Origin of the sequence: Pedobacter sp. Leaf250 (genome assembly GCF_920984735.1) — a bacterium.
Lineage (GTDB): Bacteria > Bacteroidota > Bacteroidia > Sphingobacteriales > Sphingobacteriaceae > Pedobacter.
The window spans coordinates 130969-153219 of record NZ_CAKLBU010000001.1 but is presented as its reverse complement, the minus strand read 5'-3'; the positions used below and the strand labels follow the sequence as shown (position 1 = coordinate 153219).

Below are 22251 nucleotides of genomic sequence, written 5' to 3'. Positions count from 1 at the left end.
CTTGAAAATCCTTAAATATTAGAAATCCTACTCTATTTCATCATTGCAGTTTCATAAGGCACGCGGGTAATTATCGAACGACCCAAGGTAATTTCATCGGTGTATTCCAGCTCGCCACCAAAAGCAATACCTCTGGCAATCGTAGTTACAGGAACATTAAAATCTTTTAATCGTTTGTAGAGATAAAAAAGTGTGGTGTCACCCTCCATATTTGGGCTTAGTGCCAATATTACTTCTTTAATTTCGCCAGTTGAAACCCTTTGTACTAAGCCATCAATATATAAATCTGTAGGGCCTATGCCATCCATAGGAGAAATTAATCCACCCAAAACATGGTAAACCCCAAAATACTGACCTGTATTCTCAATCGCCATTACATCTCGAGTATCTTCTACCACGCAAATGGTTTCTTTATCACGCTTGTGTGAGGTACAAATTTCGCAAACCGTATGATCGGAAATGTTATAACAAATACTGCAATTTTTAATCTGCTGTTTCAGTTTTATCAACGTATTTCCAAACTGGTTAACCTCCTCCTGTTCTTTATTTAAAAGATGTAATACTAATCTCAACGCCGTCTTTTGCCCTACACCTGGTAATTTCGAGAATTCGTTTACTGCATCTTCAAGCAGTTTGGATGAAAAATTCATGTTACAAAAATATGAAATAGTTGTTTGGTTTTTTAGTGCTTTGGTTTTTTAGTGCTTTGGTTTTTTAGTTCAGGTAATTAGTTCATTAGTCATTGGTTCATTAGCCATTAGTTTGGATGCAAAAAATAGATACAGTCAATTAAAATTCTTGTGAAAGAATAAACCGTTGAATATTTAACGAATGGACCAATCAACTTTGCAACCAATAACTAATGAACCTGCACCCAATGAACTAATGACTAATGAACTAATGAGCTACCGACAAATGAAACAATGAACTTCTTTACTAATAAGTAATTTCTTACATTTAACACCTTAAAACAAAACTATGTCGCCAACCATCCTATTGTGTTTTTTAATCGGCTATTTTTTATTGCTGATTATCATCTCATTTGTAACCTCTAAAGATTCATCAGATAACAATTCATTTTTCGTTGCCAATAGAAACTCAAAATGGTATTTGGTAGCATTCGGGATGATTGGTACAGCACTTTCGGGCGTAACTTTTATTTCAGTACCAGGTGAGGTTGGTGCACCAGCAGGTAACCAGTTTCAATATTTTCAATTTGTTTTAGGGAATGCAGTTGGGTTTATTATTATTTGTACAGTGCTGCTGCCACTCTATTACCGGATGAGGTTGACCTCTATTTACAGTTACATTGAGCAACGCTTGGGGCATTACAGCTATAAAACCGCAGCATCGATATTTCTTTTAAGTAGAACATTGGGTTCGGCAACCCGATTATATTTAGTTGTTATTGTACTACAGCGTTTCATTTTCGATAACTACGGTGTTCCATTTTGGTTAACTGTTCTCATTTCGTTGGCTTTAATTTGGTCGTACACATTTAAAGGAGGTTTAAAAACCATTATCATTACCGATACCTTGCAAACGTTTTTCCTAGTTTTATCAGTTTTCCTAACCATATATTTCATTTGCAACAGCTTAAACTTCAATATCCCACAGGCATTTGAAACCATAAAAGATAGCAGTTATTCCAAAATATTTTTCTGGGATGATTTCCTAACCAACAAATGGTATTTCAGCAAGCAATTTATTGGTGGTATTTTCGTCACCATCGCCATGACAGGTTTAGACCAGGATTTAATGCAGAAAAATCTAAGCATGAGCACCATTAAAGAAGCGCAGAAAAACATGTTTACTTTTACAGGTGTATTCGTTATTCTGAATGTTTTCTTCTTAAGTGTTGGTGCACTATTGTACATTTTTGCTGCCAAAAACGGCATCGATATTCCATTGGATCACATTACAGGCAAACCACGAACAGATTTATTGTTTCCTGAAATTGCTTTGAATAATTTGGGTGCTGTACCGGCAATTATATTTATGTTGGGATTAACGGCAGCAACCTTTGCCACAACCGATTCGGCGCTTACTGCATTAACAACCTCATTTTGTGTAGACTTTTTAGGTATGGCTAAAGCGGAAAATGTTAATGCTAAAGATGCTGTAAAAAAACGCCACACTGTTCACGTAGCATTTTCTATCTTAATGTTTTTAGTAATTATTGTTATCAACGCTTTTAATAGTTCATCGGTAGTGAGTTTAATTTTTACCATCGCATCTTACACTTACGGACCACTTTTGGGGCTTTACAGTTTTGGTTTGTTTGTGAAAAAACGAGGTTTGCATGATAAATTAGTGCCGATAGTTTGCATTTTATCGCCTTTTTTATGTTACTTGCTTTCAAGCTATTCCAAAGAAATATTGGGTGGTTATGTTTTTAGTGTTGAACTGATTTTAATTAACGGTTTAATCACATTTATCGGCTTGCTTTTCATCAGCAAAAAAACTGATGCGCAAACCAAATTTTAATATTAGAATACAGTAAATATGACGAGTGAAGAAAAAATTAGAAGTGCTTTTGAAAATAAAGATTGGCAGGAAATTAAAGTAACAGATTCTTGGCAGATTTTTAAAATAATGGCCGAATTTGTCGATGGTTTTGAGAAATTGGCTAAAATCGGTCCATGTGTTACCATTTATGGCTCTGCCCGTACTGCAGAAACTAACAGATATTATCAATTGGCCGAACAATGTGGTAAATTGTTAACCGACCGTGGTTATGGCGTAATTACGGGTGGCGGACCAGGTATTATGGAAGCTGGAAACAAAGGTGCGCATACCAATGGTGGTAAATCAGTAGGCTTAAATATCGAATTGCCATTTGAGCAATTTCACAATAAATATATCGACCACAACAAATTATTGGAATTTGATTATTTCTTCGTTCGCAAAGTAATGTTCATGAAATATAGTCAGGGTTTTGTGGTTCTTCCAGGCGGTTTTGGTACCATGGATGAACTTTTCGAAGCACTAACTTTGATTCAAACAGGTAAAATTGCCCGTTTCCCAATTGTGTTATTAGGAAAAGATTATTGGAGTGGATTAATTGATTGGATTAAGGGAACAATGTTGCAGAAAGAACACAACATCCATGAAGAAGATTTAAACTTATTCCGTTTGGTTGATACTGCTGAAGAAGCTGCAGAACATATCTTCAGGTTCTACGATAAATATGTACTTAAACCGAATTTTTAATAGGATTAGATCAGGATTAAAGGATTTTGACTAGGATTATAAGATTTTCAGGATTTTAGTGGCAAAAAAGTTAGATCAACATTTTAAGGTTTTACCTTTTGGTTTATCCAGATTTTGATAATTATAAAAAGTGCTTACCCTGTAGGCACTTTTTTTATGAATAATTTTTTGATGTAACAACTCTACATAACCATCATCTAAAGTAAAACATAATTTGAATGGCAAAGTTTATTACCTGGAAAAGCAATTGGTACAATTCGAATTTTGAATTGTTTATTGATGGTGTACAGAAAGGTGCGATTACATTTGCTACCTGGAAGAGTGATGCAGAAACCACATTGGAAAACGAAAATTATTTTTTTACTAATGTTGGCTTTTGGAAATCAAAAACGAATATCATTAACCGAAAAACTGATCAGGTTATTGGCAGTATAACATATGATGCCTGGAAATTTAAGGCTATAATTAACATGGAATCTGGAGAACAGTATGAATGGAAATCGACCAGTTTTTGGAAATCAGAATGGATATTATCCAATAACAACAATGTGAATATTACTTACAGTGCCAAAAGCAGAGTAGGCTCAATAATGGCTGATACTGATAATAGATTGTTAATTATTGCTGGACTATTTATTAAACAAATCTACAATAGAAGAGCTGCAGCCGCGGCCTAATTAATTGTAAATGAGCTAACATAATTAAAAATTAAAACCCCGTGAAATGGAAAGAATATTAAACTGGAGAAAAGGGTTATTTGATAGTAATTATCAAGTATTTGAAAACGCATACTTAAAATTTTCGATAAATTTTAGTTCTTTAAAAAATTCTGCCATTGCCACTACCCAACAAGGAATTTATTTGTTAAGAAGTGATGGTTACAGTAATCCTGAAACTAAAATTTTCAATAGCAATCATGAGGTTTTGGCAACCATTAAGTACGATTGGCTAGCCTTTAAAGCCAAAATCACCTTTGCAAATGGCGAAAATTTCGATTGGAGTTTTCAAAATAGCTGGCTTAGCCGATGGTCGCTTAACAACCACACGGATAAACAAATTATTTATAATTCATCATCAAGCACTGGACTGATTCACAGCAATATTGATGATGATATTTTAATTTTTGTTGGTTTGTTTATTCGTGAATATTATACAAGAATTATTTACGCCATGGTTTTGATAGTAATCTTCATGTCGTTTATGAGGAATGTTTTTTAACTACTAGCCAATAATTTCATCAATCCGCTCTGTTGGTCTGGCAATTACAGCCTTATCTCCGGATATAACAATGGGTCTTTCGATCAGAATAGGATTTTCTACCATTGCATCAATCCATTCTGAATCACTCAGGGTTTTACCTTTAAAATTATCGATATAAATTTTCTCCGTTTTACGGATAAGCTCAAACGGTTTTACACCGAGTTTTTTAATTAATTCAGCTAATTGTATCTTGGTAGGTGGAGTTTCTAAATAATAAATAACCTCAAAATCTTTTCCAGTATTCTCCAGCTCATGTAAAGCCTGGCGGCTTTTGGTACATCTATTATTATGATAAATCTGAATCATTTTTTGAAAATTTAAAGTCCACTTACGCCGCCACTCACTACCAATTTCATGGCATCAGCAGCACTCATTTTTAAATCTTTAACCTTGTCCCTTTTTACAATACAAAGTTGTCCGGCAAATGAGTACGATAACGGAAAATATACCGCAACATCATCCGGTAATTCGAGCTTGTGTAAATCGTTTTGAGTTAAAAATCCAATTTTTCTCATTCCGCCTTCTACTTCAACTATCACAGGGTGATTAAATTTCTTTTCGTCACCAACAAATGCTTCGGTTAAATCCTTAATGGATGAATAAATAAAATTTAAGAGCGGCAAGCGGTGCATTACACGTTGAAACCAATTGTACATGGGTTCTGTTACCAAATTGGTTACAAATATACCAGCCAATAAAATGATTGTTAAAACGGTAAGCAAGCCCAAACCGGGTATATTTCTACTTTCGCCTGTTTTTGGATTAACGCCAAGTATGTTGTTTACGTTTAACCAACTATCTACTGTCGTAACCGCCCAAACCACAATGAAAATACTCACAGCAATGGGCACAACAATTAATAAACCTTTAATTAAATAGTTTAAAATAGCCTTGCCAACTTTGTTCATGATGCAAACTTATTCAAAAATGTTCAATATTTCATTGGTTTGAAAGTTCATTTGTTCATTTAATCATTAGTTCATTTGTTAGCATCATTTATAATCTGCATATAGCTCAATGAACTAATGAACCATTGACTAATGAACAATTTAACGATTACTGAAACCTGAACACTATCTAATGAACTATTTAACCATTTATAATAACAATCCATATCTAGCTCAATGAACCATTGACTAATGACTAATGACTAATGACTAATGAACCAACAACCCAATTTATTCATAAAAATAAACCCTTTTTACTCTTTGAGAAATATTTGTCAGTATCTCATAAGGAATGGTATTAATCTCGGCTGCCAGTTTCATAATGGTATGTTCTTCATTAAAAACAATTGCTTCATCGCCGGGTTTCACATCCATTCCTGTAACATCTAGCATGGTCATATCCATACAAATGGAACCAATGGTTGGCACTAAACTTCCGTTAATCAGCATTTTGCCAACACCATTTCCAAAAGCACGGTTGTAGCCATCGGCATAGCCAATTTTCACTGTGGCAATTTTTCCTCCATTTGGCATAATACCTCTCCTACTGTAACCCACCGTTTCGCCAGCTAATAGCATTTTCACTTGTGTAACCGTTGTTTTAAGCTTCATAGTGGTGTTTAATCCTCGATTATTAATTAATGCTGCGTCAAAGCCATACAATCCAATTCCTAAACGCACCATATCCAATTGTGCATCAGGCCATCGGGTAATGCCAGAGGTATTAACTATATGAAGTATAGGTTTATATTGCAAAGTGGTAATCAATTCATCAGTAATAGCTTTAAATTTTTTAATTTGCTGTTGAGTAAAGCTATCGTGTTCGGTTTCTCCACTGGCCACCAAATGAGTGAAGATACTTTTAACATACAATCGTTGAGAATCTTTCAGAAATGATGATAGTGTTTCTATATCTAAAGAATCGAAACCCAGGCGGTGCATTCCGCTATCAATTTTTAGGTGAATGGGATAATCAAAATGATAATCTGATAAAGCATTTAAGAAACTAGTAAGGATTTCGATGCTATAAATTTCAGGCTCTAAATGATACGTAATTATTGCTTCGAAAGCTGATTCTTCAGGACTCATCACCATAATTGGCAAGGTGATTCCTGCTTTGCGCAAAGCTATTCCTTCATCTGCGTAGGCTACTGCCAGGTAATCAACCTTATGGAACTGTAAAAGATTGGCAATTTCAAAGCTTCCACTTCCGTAAGAAAAAGCCTTTACCATAGCCATAATTTTAACGCCAGGTTTAATTTTAGAACGATAAAATTGCAAGTTACCAACCATAGCATTCAAATCAATTTCCAAAATGGTATCGTGTATTTTTTGAGTGAGTAACTTGCTTATTCTCCCAAATTCGAAACGCCTTGCTCCTTTTACCAAGATGGTTTCGTGATTAAATTGTAAACCCGGAAAAGCCTCAATAAAACTATTTGTATCATCAAAAAATTGAGCTTCAATTTTGAAAAGGTGGGCATATTTTGAAATGTGCGTACCAATGCCAACTAATCGATTTACTTTCTTCTGCGTCAGCAAATCGGCTATTTCGGTGTATAAATTCAAATCATCTTGCCCGGTTTCAAAAAGCTCAGAGAGTATTACCGTTTTCTTAGGATGCTGGTTTTGTTGGTTCAAAAAATCCAGGGCAATTGCTAAAGATGAAATATCGGCGCTGTAAGAATCATCAATAATAGAGCATTGATTAATGCCGTTTTTGAGCTCCAGGCGCATGCTTACATGACTTAACTTTTCTAAACGCTGATCTGCCTGCTCTGCAGAATAACCTAAAGCCAGCAAAGTTGCCCAACAAATCAGTCCATTTTCTATCGATGCCTTATCCTTGAATGGCAACATGCATTCAATCTCCTGGTCTTTATAAATCGCTCTTAAATAACAATTTCCTTCAATAGGCTCTACTGCAATAATTCGTAAATCGGCAGCTTGATTACTGCTCCATGTAAAATGATTTTTGCCGGGTAAATCCTTAATATTGATGTCTGTAACATATTCTGGAGAATAAATTAACAAATCTGTATCGATAAACAATTTCAGTTTTTCAGTTAATTTTTCGCGTTTAGAACTAAAACCCTCGGCATGTGCTTCTCCAATATTTGTTAAAATTCCTATTTGAGGTTGAATAATTCGAGCTAATGCTTCCATTTCATTAACTGCTGAAATGCCTGCCTCGAAAATACCCAGATCATTTTGTGCATCAATCTGCCATATTGAAAGTGGCACTCCAATTTGCGAATTATAACTTTTTGGACTCCGGACAATATTATAATCTGCTGCCAAAAGCTGATATAACCATTCCTTTACAATTGTTTTTCCATTGCTTCCTGTTATCCCAATGGTATTAAAATGAAACTGATTTCGGTGGGTAATAGCCAGTTTTTGTAATGCATGAAGCACATTATCAACCCTTAAAAAATTGCAATCCGGATATTGCTCAATATAACTTCTATCACTTACAACAAAATTTCTGATTTCTTTGCTGTAGGCATCTTTAATAAATTCATGCCCATCACGATGGGATAAAAGGGCAAAAAACAAGGAATGTTCCGGTATCAAAACCGACCGACTATCAATTACCAAATATTGAATTACTGCTTTTGTATCAAATAACTTTGCATCAGCATTTAAAATTTCAGCTACTTTTGAAATGGAATATATAGGGTTTAGCATGATATTATATTCAGAAAAATATGATAATCGTTTTTACTTTTACGAAGTTCAATAATTAATTATGAAAACCGGTAAACAAGAAGCAGCAATATTAGATAAAAAACAGGCATTAGCCAAAGCTGAAAGTTTTTGTGTTTACCAAGAACGTTCACAAAAAGAAGTTTGTTATAAATTAGTGGAATGGGGAATGCGTGGCGATGAATTGGAAGAAATTTTAGCGGAACTAATTACCAGTAATTTTTTAAATGAAGAACGCTTTGCAAAACAATATGCATCAGGAAAATTTAGAATTAAAAAATGGGGAAGAGTAAAAATTAAGCAAGGATTAAAGTTGAAAGGTGTTCCTGATCGAATTTTGCAAAAAGCTTTATACAGTTTGGATGATGACGATTATATGCAGACTTTAGAAAATTTAGCTGTTAAGAAGGCAAGTGCGTTAGCTGAATCTAATCCTTTAAAAAGAAAATATAAGCTGATGAGCTATCTTCAAGGTAGAGGATTTGAAAGCGATTTAATTTTAGTGGTACTGAAAGCCAGCAATTTAAATTAAATATTAAATTTTTAATAAAAAATCTCTTGACAGAAATAGAAATCTGTCTATATTTGCAACACCAAAACGAAACAGCATATTGGTTTTGTTAATGCGAAAGTAGCTCAGTTGGTAGAGCACGACCTTGCCAAGGTCGGGGTCGCGAGTTCGAATCTCGTCTTTCGCTCTAAATGCCTTCCGGACAGAAGGCATTTATTTTAAGACATTAATCAATACCTTTTACAAGGTTTGACTAATGCTCGGGTGGTGGAACTGGTAGACACGCAGGACTTAAAATCCTGTGCTTTCAAAGGCGTGCGGGTTCGATTCCCGCCCCGAGTACCAAACTGCTTCTGTGATTTCCAGAAGCGGTTTTAAACCCTCCCCAAAGGGGTTTTTCAGATGCTTGACAGCTGTTTTTCGTCCGATCTGTTTCAACAATGTTTCAACATCATATTTTGAAGCTTTCTGTTGAATTTTTAATTAATTTTTTTGCTAAGAATATTGAAATAATTGATCCTGTTTGCCGTATGCAAACCTTTTCGATGTTTCAACATTTCAAATCATGTTGAAACACGTTGTCGCAAACTATTGATTAACAATTTAATAGACGCATCAATAATGGTCAATTCAATTAGAATGCAATCATTTAGCAACACGCTAACCATTAACAAGCAACGCTTATCTAAAGAGGGTTATGGCAGTTTATATCTTACCGTTATAATCCATCGACAAAAACGAAATTTTCCGCTAAAATTAAAGTGGCCTGAAGAGAAAATTGATTTTAAAGCTGAAAAGCTTTTGCCCAGGTTTAGGAAAGATCCTGATGTAAAAGATTATAATCTGTTTATTGCCATGGAAAAAGCCCGACATACCGAGATACAAAAGATGTATCGTATCAAAAATGAAGAGCTAACAATGGAGAAGTTCATGAGAGAGGTTCAGATTTATAATACGAAGGAATGCTTTTTAACTTTTATGGACTATGAGCGCAACCGCCGTTATATTAGAAAAGAAATTGAAAAGAAAACTTTTGAAAATGCGAGATCATGCAGATTAGCAATTGAAAGGTATGATTCTACTGCACTTTTTAAAAACATTAATCTTAAATGGATGCAAGGGTTTAAAGCTTTTCTTGAGCATAACCCATATCATACCGACAAGCAAGGCAAAGTTTACTATTATAAGGTTGCTAGCATCTGGAGACACATTGCCACCGCCAAAGCATATTTGAAGTTGGCAAGCCTTGAACCAATGATCTTTGTTGATGACAATGCTATTAATTATCCCAATCCAAAACCCGGCACCGAAACAACTTATTTAAACCGTAGGGAACTACGGAACCTGATTGACTTACTCAATGACGGAGAAACGGATGACCATTTAACGGATCGGCAAGAAAGGGTTTTAAAAGCTTTTATATTTACGTGCTTCACTTCTCTACGTATTTCTGATGTTTATCAAGCTAATTCCGATTGGGAAATTGAAGATGGCTTTATCCAATTCATTCCTCATAAAAACCGGAAACATCAGAAAGAAATTAAGATACCATTACTGCCAATGGCAAAGCAATTTATTAATAATGAGTTTGCCCACTCAACCGGTTTCTTTTTTAATCTTCCCAACCAGGTGCAGTATAATGAAACGTTGAAAGAACTCGCCGAAAAAGCAGGGATTAAAAAAGTGATTACTAGCCACGTTGGAAGGCACACATTTGGCTATTTATACATGATAATGGAGGGAAATGTTTACGGCCTGCAGCAATTGATGGGGCACACTAAAATTGAAACTACAGAACGTTATGCCCATATCGATGATGATTACAAGCAAAGAAGTGCGATGAAGATACAGGCAGGATTTGAAGATTTACTTCAATTCTAAGCTTTATCGGCAAATTACCCGATAAAGTGAATTATCGGGTAATTGCATTTTAATTATTTGGCTTATGCTTTGATTTACTGTCAATGTAATTTCGCATGACAGTACTTTTCTCATTCAGGCACGTGCGCATTTTAATGTTTTTGTTAAGTATGCTTTGCCGATGTTCTACTGATAACATTGCTAAAAATTCAATTAGCGCATCAAAATCATACCTTTCTTCTTCATTATCAAATATCTTTGTATCTGGAGCCTTTGATTCGAGCCTTTTTAAATAGAACTTGGCTAAAGTAAGGTGAACATCCAAGGGACTACTTTCAATCAGGAAATCATAAAAGATTTTGAAACTTTCTAGAAAATAATCGTTTTCAACATCGAAAACGATGACGGCTTTTTCTAAGCCATCTTGTATTTCGAATAATGGGAACACACCTGGTGTGGTGTAATCTGGCAATCTAAACCTTGTAGGTTTCTTGGTTGTTTTTTTCGTGTTTCGCATTTTTGAAAAAAATTGTGATATAAGCCCGAGTCGCTGCGAAACACGTCGGAAAACCGAAATATTGCAGGACTTCCACCTGATCGCTCGGGCTTTATCTTGTTTAAAGAAAATTTTACGTTGGATTTCTCCTACGTGTTTCGCACTGCAATATTAATAAGTGAAAATGTAATATTTGTTTACAAAATAGTTTGCAAAAATGTTAACACTTTTACAGAACGGAAAACTTTTATACAAAAATAGCACCTCAATAGGTGCTATTCAATAACCTTAAAAGGTGTATTCTTACCTTAAAGTACCGCCATACGCTTTAAACAATTTAAGCGTCCGATTAATCGTTGCAATTTGATTAGGTGTGATATTCTTTATTTTATAATATTGTCTACCAATTAATTTCATTTTTGAGATTTTAGATGAAGCTAGCATTTCTATTAGATGAGCGTCATCACTTTTAATTTCCTCATCACTCCACTCCCAAATCATACCTCCATCGCCAGAGTCTGTTTCTGTTTTGCCAGGAGTATAGGTAATAGCTTTACCATCTACAGAGAATTTAATTTCGTTGAAGAATAGCCAATCTTCTGAATAATATTGAATCTTTAATCGGAAATTTTCAGCCTTACCATTGACAACTTGGAAATAGCAAAATATACCATTTGCATTTATAAAAGAAGGTGCAGTTTTTGGTATAAACCATATGGATCCATTTTCATCAAATTCATCTTTCTTGATCTTAAAGTATGGCTTGAGCTTCTTTTGCACTTCTGGATCAACTTTAGGCAAAAAGGCCTTTTTTGTTGCACTAACATTATTTGCATCAATTTCCTTTAACGAGTCGATTCTTGAATTTTCTTTTTTTATTTCTGCGTCCTTGGGACGATTAACATAGAATAAAACTAATAAACCGAGTATAAGGATTACGATGACTTGTACAATACATCCTTTATTAACTTTATTGCCTGCTTTATTCAGCTTCTTTCGTTCATTTCTTTCTGATTGAGTCGTCATAGATTTAGTTTTGGGTGCTCGAAAATAAGAAAAGCCCTGCAATTTGCAAGGCTTTAAATTACCCCATTTGAGAGGCTCTATCATTCTGCAGCTTTCGGGCATATTCTTCAGCAACCTGCCACTCGTTTACGATTGGTAGATTATTAAAGCGTCGCTGTTCCTGCACTACAGTCATTACAAGGTTCTCTAATTTAGCAAAACTATAGCTGAAATCTTGAGTGGTGCTGCTAGTATTTTCACCATTAAACCCTCCAATAGCATACATCCGCTTTTCCTTTCTTGCAACTTCAAGACTCCCGATTATATTTGCATATACCGGGTTTTGCAACATCCAATTAGGAGCAATCCATTCTTTCCCTGCTTCACCCGCCACAAATGGGCGACCAGATGAAGATCTATTAAACAAAGTGGTACTACTTACATAACCTGATGGATCTTCATTACTCATCCCTCCTTGCGCAAACTCTGGTGGTTTTTGAGAAGCTATCGAAGCGACACTTGCGACAGTACTTGCTGCAGCTGCAGCTAGCATTATGATTGTCGAAACACCAAAATCGACTTTTGGTGTAGTAGCCCAGATGTTCGTTGCAGCAAGCGCCCCATTGATTAAAGCCTGAGTAATTGCAGCCTTTTTTTCATTCTCCCAGGCTTTTGTTTTTTCAATTTTTATTTTTTCATTATACTTTTCATTTATAGCATTTTTCTGATCTTCAGTTAAACTCTTGTTTGATAACTCCGTTTCTCGATCCTTCTCCAGCTGAGAAAGCCTAGCGTCACTTTCCTGCCGTCTGGCATTCTCACCAATACTGAATGCAGTATTTGATATTTCTGAAGCCATTTCAAAAGCAAATTGGATTTTATCCTCTTTCTCTTTTTTGGCCTTCTCCTTAGCTTTTTTAGCCGCCTCGATTGGGTCATCCGGTTCAGCAAGACCGTCTTTCTTCCGTTTGATGCGATCTAACTCTTTTTGTTTCGCATTTTCCAATGCAATGGTAGCTATCCCAAATAGTTTGGCTTGTCTTATAAGCTCATCATACTTGGCTACCGCTTGAGCAACTTCCAAATCATAACTTGATGCCGTGGCCTCGAAAATTTGTTTTTCGACCTCAAGCTTTTCTTTTGCTAATTTATCAGCAGCATCCTTAATAATTTTATCTTCGTCAGCTTTTTGTTTAGCAATTAGTTGACGCATTTCTTCACCTTCGAGAGCCTGTATCTTTAATAAGGTATCACTGTTGCCTTTTGCATCAGCCTTAAGTTTAGCGTACTTAAGGCGTATGGATTCTACTTCTTCATCATTTTTCTCTAGCGTTTTGAGATATAAATCATTTGAGATTTTAAGGAGTTCAGTGGCTAATCGTTCAGCATCTTCTTTGGCTTTTTTTGCCGCTTTTGCTGCAGCAGTTTCTGCTTTTTTATTTGGCTTTAAAGATGGTGCAAGATTTCCGGCAGGATCTTTAGTATCAGGCGTTATCATCTGTTCGACCAAAACATCTTCATTTTGAGCTGAAATTTCTTTAACCCTCGCTTTGTTTGCAAATAACTTAGGGGCATTTTCCATTTTAACTATCCTATTAAGGCCATCCATAAATTCTTTCCCTTTACCAAGAGCATTATCAATATTATAGGCAACCTTATCTAAGCCAGTCAAGTCAGCTGGAGTCCAAACTTTTTCTAGTTCTATATTTTCGCTTTGAATTTTTTGAATTGCGTCTGTTGCCGCTTGGGCTCTGGTTTTCCTTTGTAACGCAGCGACATAATTATTAATGGCAGTAGTGGCTTTCCCTGCCTTAATTTGCTCATCCGTATAACTCTTAAGATAATCTGGCATGATTGCTCTTAATTTATCAACGATAACTTGTTTAGCTTCTAAAGACAGGTTTTGTTTATTCAGTGCAGCAGCCAAACCCTTTACTCTATCAGTTTCCTGCATTGAGTTTTTTAACGCTTCCTGGTTGATCTGGTTCAAATCATGCTGAATCTGAGCAGCTGTCTCTATTTTAGAAGAGAATAAAACATAAGCAGCAGTTAATGAACCAATTATTGCCAAAATTACACCATAAGGGTTTGCGGCCATCGCGACGCCAAGCAGCCTTTGTGCTGCAGCTGCTCGAAGTGTATCTCCAGTCAATTTAGCTTTCGCCAAAGCTAAAAGTAAAGTAACTGACCGGAGAGTGGCCATTCCTGCAGCAGTTAAAGTGGTCCAGAGATTTACGGCAACAAGAGCAGTTCGATATCCTAACCATGCAGCAGTACCGATGAGGATCATTTTAACGAAACGACCAATCGCCTCGCTGTTCTCTTTGATCCATCTTACAGTACTTGAAGCTAGAATAACAAGTGTTGTTAAAAAATTAACAAGTGTTTTGTTACTGCTTAGGCTATTGAAATCTTTTCCAAGTTTTTCGACCTGAGCACCTAAAGTTTGATTTTTGAGATTGAATGCTTCATTAATCTCATTGTAACCAATAATTGCTGTTGACGCATCCGTAATTTTACCTGCAAAAAATTCGGTATTCTGTCCTAATTTGGTAATGGTCTCGATCGTTCTTGCTCCTTCTTCTCCAGCATCATCCAATGACTTGGTTACTTCGGAGAAAGCATTTTTATTGGCAACCAATCCTCTGGTATATTTCAATAAAGCCTGCTCCGGTCCATCTGCTAACAGTTTCGTATAAGCTTTAAGAGACATTCCTGCAATTTTCGCTGCCTTTGGAGTATCTGAAGAAATACTTAATAGCAATTTTTGCATAGCTGTTGCCGCACTTTCAGAGCGCCCACCTAATTCCTCAATACCGGCACCGATGGCTAAAGTTGCAGGCAAGCTCATTCCTGCAGTCTTGGCTATACCAGAAACACGCTGAGTAAAGTCAGCGATAAATCCGGCACTGGCCACACCATCATTTGCCAATTTAACCATGGCATTTCCTAGCGTGGTAATGTTATCTCCAGTTACTTTTCCATCAAAAACATTCAGGATTTTGCCCAGCTGAGTAGTGATCTGGTCAGCGTTACCTAACTCATCGCCCAGGGCAACAGTTAATTTATCTGTGGCCTCTACAAAAGAAAGGATTTCAGTTTTCGCAACACCAAGTTTACCTGCAATAATGGCCATGCCACGAAGCTCAGATTTGCTGGTCCTTGTGTCGAGTTTGCCAAGGCTCTTATCAAGATTTAAAACACCGGCTTCAGTTAAACCGGTTACGCGTCTAACGTCGGCAAGGCTATCGCTTAGCTTCGCGTTTCCTGCAATGATTCCCTGAAACTGACTGGTGATAAATTGAAAACCTAAATAGCCAGCTGCTAGGGTTCCGAACTTTCCAAGTTCTTCACGAATTTGCGCAAAGGCGCCACTAACGCCGCGAACCTCATTGCGAATATTTTGAAGGTGACCACGAGCTGCCTGCAGTTGTGCAAGCTTGCGCTGCCACTCTTCGGTTCCTACGGTTAACTGATTGAGTTCCCGTTCTAACTTTCGGGATAAATCGGTAAGACTTTTAATTGAATTCTCTGCCGGTTTACCATCAATATATAAACTGGCTCTTATACTTCTAGGAGCTGATCCTGATGCCATGAGCGGTATTAATTTAGCGTACTAAGATTTTTTCTATTTTGAGCATAACTTTATCGCCCTTATGATCGGCAACCAGGTTTGCTAGTGCCGGGAATTCGGCTTCTATTACGGGATTAAACCAAGGTTTTGGTTTACGTTTACCGGTACCCATTTTACCCATGCTTGCTGCGCTGGTGGTACCTCTACCCTGTCCCGGTCTGAAGAAGGATCCTGTTTTGTTTCCTCCATAGCCACGGCCAGCGCCTTTGTGAACAAAGGCCATGTAATACGGGAAACTGAAATCGATTTTAGCGGCTTCGCCCGCGTAATTTTTTACGGCTACCTGCTGATTGTCATGACCTGGACCAATATTGAGCACCTGCTGCAGAACCTTGAGTTTTATCTTCCGTTTCGTGCTACCTGCCCATGATCGTACACTCTTATTATATTCTGCTGTAGTCATAAAAAAAGCACCCTAATATTTTAGGATGCTTTAAATTTCGGGCTAATGGAAACGCTGGTAAACGACAGGGACTAGAAGACAATCAATAGGCCCCGGCCACGCTGATCATCAAAACCAAATACATCAAAATCGTGATCACTTAAATAGTAATAGTTGTCACGCTGTTTGAAATAATAGGCCTTTCCGAATACAACAATATATTTTGGTACCGCATTCTTAATTCTCAATTCAATTGGGGCAAGGCTATAAGACTCGATAAAAGGAGTGATGGCTACAATTCCACCAACTCCGTAAGCATCGGTTGAAATGGGAATTACACCGCTAACGGTCCGTGGTCCTTCTGCTTTTTGCGGCATTACATCATCTGGCCCTGATTGCCCGGGTGGCCATGCCCTGGACGCCCAGTTCTCATAATAAAGATCATATTCGATCTGGGAAACAAGAAGTTTCGAAAAATATGCCCGGAAGGAAGCAAAGCCTACGACCTGGTTAAACTTTGGAATTACCGGCTGAATTTTTACTGTTGTGGTGGAATCGAATGATATGGTTCTACATTCGATATCAACCAGGATAAAAGATTCATTTTTATTTTTGATCTGATAAGATATTTTTTCGGTAATGGCGTACACCAAAAAACCCTCCTTACTATTAAAGGATATTTTTTGAGCAGATGTTAAGTTTGATGCCATTAACACACTGATCAATGCTGTTAGCTTAATTTTCTTACTGTCATTCAAAAACTGGTAATAAAAGATGTCATCACTTGAAATTTCCATTGCCCTGGCTTCCGGAAATACCTTACCACTACCCACATATTTCATCCCATAGAATCGTAAAAAACGAATCTTGTTGTAACCGGTTACCGGCTGATCAGTGGTTGGTATAACATAATTATCAACTTCCTTTTCTTTCAAAGTACTGATATCGATCTCAATTGGTTTTTCTCCATCCCCGATAATTACCTGGTTGGTAGGTGCCGGTTGCTTTTCATCATTGATCTTTGTTTTATAGAGCTCATCGGTGTCATCCGGCTTAAGACTCAGGGTATAGCCGATAATATTGGGCCTAGCTATTTCATCAATTTTTGTAACAAAATCGCCGAGTTCAACTAATCTGCTATCTGCTATCATTGTTTTTGCCGAATCGATATAAGCTTTCTTCTCTAGAATGTTAAAGGAAATGGAAATATTCAATCGCTGTTTAACCATCTTAAAAAAATCTGTGATGGTGATATCTTCCGGGATAAAATATAACGATGATTCAATAAAAACGCCGCTGGTGCCTCCGTATATGTAGATGGCCCTATTTTCTTTGTTTTCAAAGAAAGTGCCCGAAAGCTCAAAGCCCAGGTATTCCAAAATCTTTTGCAGGATATATTCTAACTTGTAAAATGACCGCAATGGGCTGTTAATCTCGAAATTTTGCGTTTCGTGATTCCAATTGTTTATTTTACCATTTAAAGCCTTTGGATTATGAACAGGAAAAAAAGCAAATGGGTAATCCTGCGGATTTTGACAACTGGCCTTCATTAGTGCTGGAGTTGTGATATCGCCCTCTTTTCGACCACGTCCATCAAGGGTTGTAATGTTGTTAACGATGGTGTTTTTTGACAAGCTAACCAGGGCGCCATAATTGATTTTCAGAATCGCTTCGAAATCACCCCCTTTAAAACTATAACTCAATAATCCAGCAAAAAAACTGGTACCCGAAACAAAAGTTTGCACATCAAGCTCGTAAACACTATTTGCTGCCTCTACCAGATGACCACTTTTGAAAAACTCTTTATTCCATGCATCAGCTGGCATATTGAAAGAATAGGTTATATCCTCAAAATAATTTTCATTATCCAAAAAGAGCGGATTGTTCCGCTCTATTGAAATTGAAGTGTCTGGATAAAGATGAGCTGTGAAGCCTTTTTTGTTTATGATCTGGATCATTTTATATTAAAATCGAAGATTTGCTTTCATCTCTGCAGAATAACATTATATCCGACAGTTTATTTAATTACTGTAATACGCGACGGATCAAAGAATAATTGCAATTGGATATTTGTTCTTGTCCATATGGGTTCGGGTGAATAGTATCTGTAAAATGCTTTTCAGTAAACTCAATCGTTTCATTATCGCTTATTTTTACAGTGGCGTATTCGCAAACCCTGACATATGAATGTGGATATCCGAAATCCCTGTCTATCAATTCGAAACTAGGAGAAACCCATACGTTCGGATGAAATCTACTTCCGGAATCATTCTGATAAAACTTATTGATTATTGCCCTGTTCAGCGCCATCATCTTCCTTTTTAATTCACTGCTATTTTTTGATGCGATATCTCCTTCCCCATTTGCCCCAAACGGCTCAGCTGAGATGATCACCTTACAGTCCGGAAAACCTTTCTCAGGGCTCAGTAGTATGTCAATCAATTGCGTCAACGCATTTATTGTAGGGGCAATAATCTGAGACATATTATCATAGAATATATTTGCGAGCACATCGTTTATGCCGTCCTGTATTACCAGCATATCCAGCCTTGGTACATTCTTGCTCGCTGCATAAGCCTTAAAGTTTATTTCTCCATTGAAGAAAAAAGGCGAACCTTCCGTTAGGAAAAACCCAAAAGTCTTGCCCGAGTAACCCTCATGTTTGACCTCAGAATTTTTGTCATTTACCTTGGAACCAACAAAAACAGGACTAATTCCACCATCAGCCATTATAGATTTATAGGTGAGAAGTGCATTATACCCTTCTCCGCCTTCAGTCAATGAATTACCGGCAAATACAAAATACTTAGTTCCATTCCCGGCATTCTTAGAGACAGTTTTGATCTGAAACTTCTTAATGCCCAATTGTTTTCTGTTCACATCACGAACGCGGCATTCAAATGAGAAAGATTGTCCTGGAACCGTTGGTTTAAACTTAATGGATCTGTCATTTAATGTTATTCCCGAATTATCCGTAGCTGATGTCCAGTCTGAAGTTGTATTCGTTAATATCACCTCATAGCTCTCATTCCCATTATATATGTCGAGAATATTATTCTTGTAAAGGTTCATTTCCTTCCCCACAACTGCATATATGGTATCAAGCAAAACTATTTTATCATCAAAAGCGGTTTGATCTTCCTTTTTTGACAAATATTCATATTTGCTAACCAAAGTGAGAACAGGAAATTGTGTCTGATATCCGGATAGATCTAAATAGTAGTAGGTTTTCGGGTTTCTGAATTCCAAAAGATCCGTTTTTACACCAGCATAGTCATTTTCATGCCTAAATATCATTAGATCGCTAGTCAGACTTTCAAAATATATGAACAGAAGCTTATCCTTCGGAATCTCAATAGCTTCATCCAAAAGGCATTCAAATCTTTTTTCTTTGTTGGTGTTAAAGTTTAGGAATTCCCTTTTTAAAACCAGGTTTGTTCCAGCGGAATCAGGCTTCCATAGTGCGAAGTCATCTGAAGTTGCATAAATATACATCGTCACTTTTTGACCCGGAGTTCGACAATACAGATATGATGAAATTAGATTAAAGAGGCCCGAAAACTGATTTTTTAGCAAGCCATATCCCCATCCTTTGTTGTTTGGGTTTGGATGCGCTGTTGTAAGAAGCCTATCTTCCAAAGAGCTGACCTGATAAACTGCGGGAGTAATCAGGCTTTCGTTCTTGATTTCAAGCTCATGAAGTATAGGATCGAGATCAGAAAATTTTGGGTAGGATGTTAAATCAATATTGAAGTTAGCAACTGAATAGCTTGCTCCATTATCTATGATTACGCCAGCATTCCCTGTAACTTCAAGTCCCAAATTTGGATAAATTCCCTTCTCGGCAAACCAAAACCTTGGAGCGTTCGCCGGTCCGGGTTGGTCTGAAGGTTTTAATACTCCGACAGGTTGAGCTGGCTTTTCAAGGTTATATTGCAATTCACTAAATCGCTTTGAGCCATTTCCAGCTTTGGTATTTACAAAGTTTCCAAACCTTACATAGGCAATTTCACCATCAAGAATTTCTGGATCTTCAGCGAGCCATTCCGCTTCGGTCTGAATTAAATTTTTTACGCGCGCTTCAAGTACAATAGGTAACATAATTAAAGGATTTTTTGTTGAATGATATTTGTGGATGGATCTGCTGGAGTTCCCGTATCGATTAGAACGTGCTGTGCCGCTTTCGGAATGAACGAAGATCCTGAATAAGAGAAATCATCATCGGCATCGCTTTCTGTAAATTGGTCATTTGAGAATAAGTAATAATATTCGAAACTTTGAGCGTAAAGAAATTCCCTATCGGCAGGGTTTGTAATCGAATTACTTGTTACCTCGATTGGCAGAATCCTATTTCTAACATAACGATATTGCAGGTTTGAGAGATAAAAGTCTTGATTCAATGCTATAATTGCAGGGTCATTAAAACCGGTTGATGCAGTGAATTTATTTACACCGGATTTACCGTATATCTTCGAATCGCCGTTGATGATCTTATAATCAGACTGTATAATACGGCTTGCTTTGGAAGAAGTAATCTCCAATGAACCTTGATTGACTCCGGTAAAGCATCGCGAGTCCAAGGAACCCCAGCTGCTCCAGTTTAAAAAATACCGAAGGTAACGCTCGCCATCATCTTTTATGGAATAGATCTGTTTTTCGGAAATGCGATCTCCTGCGCCATCCACCAGATAGATTTCATATCTATCAAGCCGCTTTACTCCACTATAGATGTTGGCCGCCCTAACATTGAATCCATACTTTTCATTAATCTGAAGATCAAGAGTCAGCACCTCTACCGTATCACTCGTACCATCATTGAAAACTCTTTTGGCAATGAGCTTTGCGTTTCCTTGTGGTGCCCGGCTATTATAAAAATATAAAAACTGAGGTTGATCAATACGGCTATATTGTGATTTTGGTCCTTGTTTCAAAAACCTATCAGCAGGCGCTGCGCCTGGATTAATTAATCCGGATAGTGTTTGCGAAACTTTGCCCTGAAAGCTTAAACCACCATGAATAACATTATAATTTGTGGATCGGTTGATTCTCTTCACTTCGACACTTTCCCCAAAGCTTTCCGCAAATTCAAAGTAAAACTTTCTTGCGGTGTTTTTACATTGTACAAAAGTTGAGCCTGGTATCTCAAGGCCATTAATATCGATATCTGCAGTAATGCGGTTATGGATTTTATCTCCCAACTGAGCGGTTGCAATTCCTGGTGTTCCGTTTTGAAGATCAAGATAAGCCTGGTAAATTTCGTCGAAACCGGTATGATCAGAATTCTCTAAAAATAATTTAAAGAAGATCCTATAATTTGGTTTAGGAATTTCCGGAAGCCCTGGAGTGGTATTACCTTCCATAAAATTAAACCCCAAAGCTTTCGTTTTGGCGGTGAAGATAATTTCAAAACCAAGAAAAGTGATGTCAAAATCAGTGCTTAACTGGTGGTTTGACCTAAATGAGTCTACCACATCTACAGCAGGCAAAGCAGTTCCGTTGCCACAAATAAACTGGTGTCCGCTGTCATCCGGTGCGTATGCACTAACCATAGTTACGGTTTTACTACCATATTTAATGATAACACTCGTTCCTTCGACAAAAACTCCGGCTAGTGATATTTTATTGACTGCTTTAACGCCGACTTGCTCAAGGTAATTGGTGCATTGGAATTTTGCAGTAATAAAATCATTGCTAAATGAATGATTTGCAGGTGCATTTAAAAGGGTTACGCTCATGCTAAATCCCTCCAGTCTGCCGCTTTCACTTCGCCATCATATCCATCAGAAACGGCGATGCTTACCCCCCATCCACGAATACCATCGCTAATTGGACCAAATTTACCCTCGTCTGAACCTTCAATAATACCAGGAAGTATTCCTTCTAAAATATCAGTTGAAATACGGTTGTATATTGAATCTGTAATCGCTTTCGCCTGATCAAAAATTGCAGTTTTATTTTCCTGATGCTTGAACAGCACTACGAAAGTGAAAGCAAAGTTTTCACTGATATTATCTAAAGCGCTGATCTTTTCAACTTCAGGAGTTTGAAGAAACAATGCAGGGAATTGAACTCCTTCAGTGAGCGCTTGTTGAATTTCTTCAATGTCGACATGAAAGAATGACTTTCTTTTACGATCGGTAAGACTATGATTGATTTTTACGTGATTAATTGCGTAAAATTCAAATCGATCCTTTAATTCGGTAATGGTCATACCACGAATATCGCAAGCCACAG

Annotated in this window: 18 protein-coding genes and 2 tRNA genes; 8 read left to right on the top strand and 12 right to left on the bottom strand. The window is 37.0% G+C overall.

Features of this window, described 5'->3' with window-relative positions:
- Positions 1-32 precede the first annotated feature (32 nt).
- The gene (gene recR / locus LUA91_RS00795; protein ID WP_231424049.1) at positions 33-650 is read right to left on the bottom strand and encodes a recombination mediator RecR; all 618 of its coding nucleotides are present in this window, start codon (positions 648-650) and stop codon (positions 33-35) included.
- Between the two features lie 328 nt (positions 651-978).
- On the opposite strand from recR, the gene LUA91_RS00790 reads away from it, so the two are divergent.
- The 4 genes from LUA91_RS00790 (at position 979) to LUA91_RS00775 (ending at position 4431) form a co-directional block, all read left to right on the top strand.
- Positions 979-2487, top strand: coding sequence for a sodium:solute symporter (locus LUA91_RS00790; protein WP_231424048.1), 1509 nt, complete (start codon positions 979-981; stop codon positions 2485-2487).
- An 18-nt stretch (positions 2488-2505) separates the two neighbouring features.
- Positions 2506-3213, top strand: coding sequence for a TIGR00730 family Rossman fold protein (locus LUA91_RS00785; RefSeq protein ID WP_029289075.1), 708 nt, complete (start codon positions 2506-2508; stop codon positions 3211-3213).
- 218 nt (positions 3214-3431) lie between these two features.
- Positions 3432-3890, top strand: a complete 459-nt coding sequence (locus LUA91_RS00780; RefSeq protein WP_231424047.1) for a hypothetical protein — start codon at positions 3432-3434, stop codon at positions 3888-3890.
- A gap of 46 nt (positions 3891-3936) precedes the next feature.
- The gene (locus LUA91_RS00775; RefSeq protein WP_231424046.1) at positions 3937-4431 is read left to right on the top strand and encodes a hypothetical protein; all 495 of its coding nucleotides are present in this window, start codon (positions 3937-3939) and stop codon (positions 4429-4431) included.
- Positions 4432-4434: 3 nt separating this feature from the next.
- Here the strand turns inward: LUA91_RS00775 and arsC are convergent, their stop codons facing one another.
- The 3 genes from arsC to LUA91_RS00760 form a co-directional block, all read right to left on the bottom strand.
- On the bottom strand, positions 4435-4779 hold the full coding sequence (gene arsC, locus LUA91_RS00770; protein WP_231424045.1) for an arsenate reductase (glutaredoxin): 345 nt from the start codon (positions 4777-4779) through the stop codon (positions 4435-4437).
- Between the two features lie 11 nt (positions 4780-4790).
- Positions 4791-5381, bottom strand: a complete 591-nt coding sequence (locus LUA91_RS00765) for a DUF502 domain-containing protein (protein WP_231424044.1) — start codon at positions 5379-5381, stop codon at positions 4791-4793.
- Positions 5382-5651: 270 nt separating this feature from the next.
- Positions 5652-8111: a bifunctional UDP-N-acetylmuramoyl-tripeptide:D-alanyl-D-alanine ligase/alanine racemase gene (locus LUA91_RS00760; protein WP_231424043.1), complete on the bottom strand. Its 2460-nt coding sequence runs from the start codon at positions 8109-8111 to the stop codon at positions 5652-5654.
- A gap of 61 nt (positions 8112-8172) precedes the next feature.
- On the opposite strand from LUA91_RS00760, the gene LUA91_RS00755 reads away from it, so the two are divergent.
- From LUA91_RS00755 to LUA91_RS00740, 4 genes are all read left to right on the top strand, one after another.
- Positions 8173-8661, top strand: coding sequence for a regulatory protein RecX (locus LUA91_RS00755; RefSeq protein ID WP_231424042.1), 489 nt, complete (start codon positions 8173-8175; stop codon positions 8659-8661).
- A gap of 93 nt (positions 8662-8754) precedes the next feature.
- Positions 8755-8827 (top strand) — tRNA-Gly (locus LUA91_RS00750).
- 71 nt (positions 8828-8898) lie between these two features.
- A tRNA-Leu gene (locus tag LUA91_RS00745) sits at positions 8899-8985 on the top strand.
- A gap of 294 nt (positions 8986-9279) precedes the next feature.
- Positions 9280-10521: a site-specific integrase gene (locus tag LUA91_RS00740; protein WP_231424041.1), complete on the top strand. Its 1242-nt coding sequence runs from the start codon at positions 9280-9282 to the stop codon at positions 10519-10521.
- A 49-nt stretch (positions 10522-10570) separates the two neighbouring features.
- On the opposite strand, the gene LUA91_RS00735 is transcribed toward LUA91_RS00740, so the two are convergent.
- The 8 genes from LUA91_RS00735 to LUA91_RS00700 form a co-directional block, all read right to left on the bottom strand.
- A complete protein-coding gene (locus tag LUA91_RS00735) occupies positions 10571-11017 on the bottom strand; it encodes a hypothetical protein (RefSeq protein ID WP_231424040.1) in 447 nt (148 codons plus the stop codon).
- Positions 11018-11299: 282 nt separating this feature from the next.
- Positions 11300-12022 (bottom strand): hypothetical protein, encoded by a 723-nt coding sequence (locus tag LUA91_RS00730; RefSeq protein ID WP_231424039.1) that lies wholly within the window; start codon positions 12020-12022, stop codon positions 11300-11302.
- 58 nt (positions 12023-12080) lie between these two features.
- The gene (locus LUA91_RS00725; protein WP_231424038.1) at positions 12081-15596 is read right to left on the bottom strand and encodes a phage tail tape measure protein; all 3516 of its coding nucleotides are present in this window, start codon (positions 15594-15596) and stop codon (positions 12081-12083) included.
- 13 nt (positions 15597-15609) lie between these two features.
- Positions 15610-16038 carry a hypothetical protein gene (locus LUA91_RS00720; RefSeq protein ID WP_231424037.1) on the bottom strand — a complete coding sequence of 143 codons (429 nt, stop codon included), beginning with the start codon at positions 16036-16038 and terminating at the stop codon, positions 15610-15612.
- A gap of 71 nt (positions 16039-16109) precedes the next feature.
- On the bottom strand, positions 16110-17975 hold the full coding sequence (locus LUA91_RS00715; protein ID WP_231424036.1) for a hypothetical protein: 1866 nt from the start codon (positions 17973-17975) through the stop codon (positions 16110-16112).
- Positions 17976-18042: 67 nt separating this feature from the next.
- Positions 18043-20118, bottom strand: a complete 2076-nt coding sequence (locus LUA91_RS00710; protein ID WP_231424035.1) for a hypothetical protein — start codon at positions 20116-20118, stop codon at positions 18043-18045.
- A 2-nt stretch (positions 20119-20120) separates the two neighbouring features.
- Positions 20121-21752: a hypothetical protein gene (locus LUA91_RS00705; protein ID WP_231424034.1), complete on the bottom strand. Its 1632-nt coding sequence runs from the start codon at positions 21750-21752 to the stop codon at positions 20121-20123.
- A complete protein-coding gene (locus LUA91_RS00700) occupies positions 21749-22249 on the bottom strand; it encodes a hypothetical protein (RefSeq protein WP_231424033.1) in 501 nt (166 codons plus the stop codon). The genes LUA91_RS00705 and LUA91_RS00700 overlap by 4 nt, the downstream gene beginning before the upstream one ends.
- Positions 22250-22251 lie beyond the last annotated feature (2 nt).

Coding starts and splice junctions, on each gene's coding strand:
- recR (WP_231424049.1), bottom strand. CDS start 650: ATGAATTTTTCATCCAAACTGCTTGAAGATGCAGTAAACGAATTCTCG.
- LUA91_RS00755 (WP_231424042.1), top strand. CDS start 8,173: ATGAAAACCGGTAAACAAGAAGCAGCAATATTAGATAAAAAACAGGCA.
- LUA91_RS00730 (WP_231424039.1), bottom strand. CDS start 12,022: ATGACGACTCAATCAGAAAGAAATGAACGAAAGAAGCTGAATAAAGCA.
- LUA91_RS00715 (WP_231424036.1), bottom strand. CDS start 17,975: ATGATCCAGATCATAAACAAAAAAGGCTTCACAGCTCATCTTTATCCA.
- LUA91_RS00780 (WP_231424047.1), top strand. CDS start 3,432: ATGGCAAAGTTTATTACCTGGAAAAGCAATTGGTACAATTCGAATTTT.
- LUA91_RS00785 (WP_029289075.1), top strand. CDS start 2,506: ATGACGAGTGAAGAAAAAATTAGAAGTGCTTTTGAAAATAAAGATTGG.
- LUA91_RS00765 (WP_231424044.1), bottom strand. CDS start 5,381: ATGAACAAAGTTGGCAAGGCTATTTTAAACTATTTAATTAAAGGTTTA.
- LUA91_RS00740 (WP_231424041.1), top strand. CDS start 9,280: ATGCAATCATTTAGCAACACGCTAACCATTAACAAGCAACGCTTATCT.
- LUA91_RS00725 (WP_231424038.1), bottom strand. CDS start 15,596: ATGGCATCAGGATCAGCTCCTAGAAGTATAAGAGCCAGTTTATATATT.
- LUA91_RS00705 (WP_231424034.1), bottom strand. CDS start 21,752: ATGAGCGTAACCCTTTTAAATGCACCTGCAAATCATTCATTTAGCAAT.
- LUA91_RS00775 (WP_231424046.1), top strand. CDS start 3,937: ATGGAAAGAATATTAAACTGGAGAAAAGGGTTATTTGATAGTAATTAT.
- LUA91_RS00720 (WP_231424037.1), bottom strand. CDS start 16,038: ATGACTACAGCAGAATATAATAAGAGTGTACGATCATGGGCAGGTAGC.
- LUA91_RS00760 (WP_231424043.1), bottom strand. CDS start 8,111: ATGCTAAACCCTATATATTCCATTTCAAAAGTAGCTGAAATTTTAAAT.
- LUA91_RS00735 (WP_231424040.1), bottom strand. CDS start 11,017: ATGCGAAACACGAAAAAAACAACCAAGAAACCTACAAGGTTTAGATTG.
- LUA91_RS00710 (WP_231424035.1), bottom strand. CDS start 20,118: ATGTTACCTATTGTACTTGAAGCGCGCGTAAAAAATTTAATTCAGACC.
- arsC (WP_231424045.1), bottom strand. CDS start 4,779: ATGATTCAGATTTATCATAATAATAGATGTACCAAAAGCCGCCAGGCT.
- LUA91_RS00790 (WP_231424048.1), top strand. CDS start 979: ATGTCGCCAACCATCCTATTGTGTTTTTTAATCGGCTATTTTTTATTG.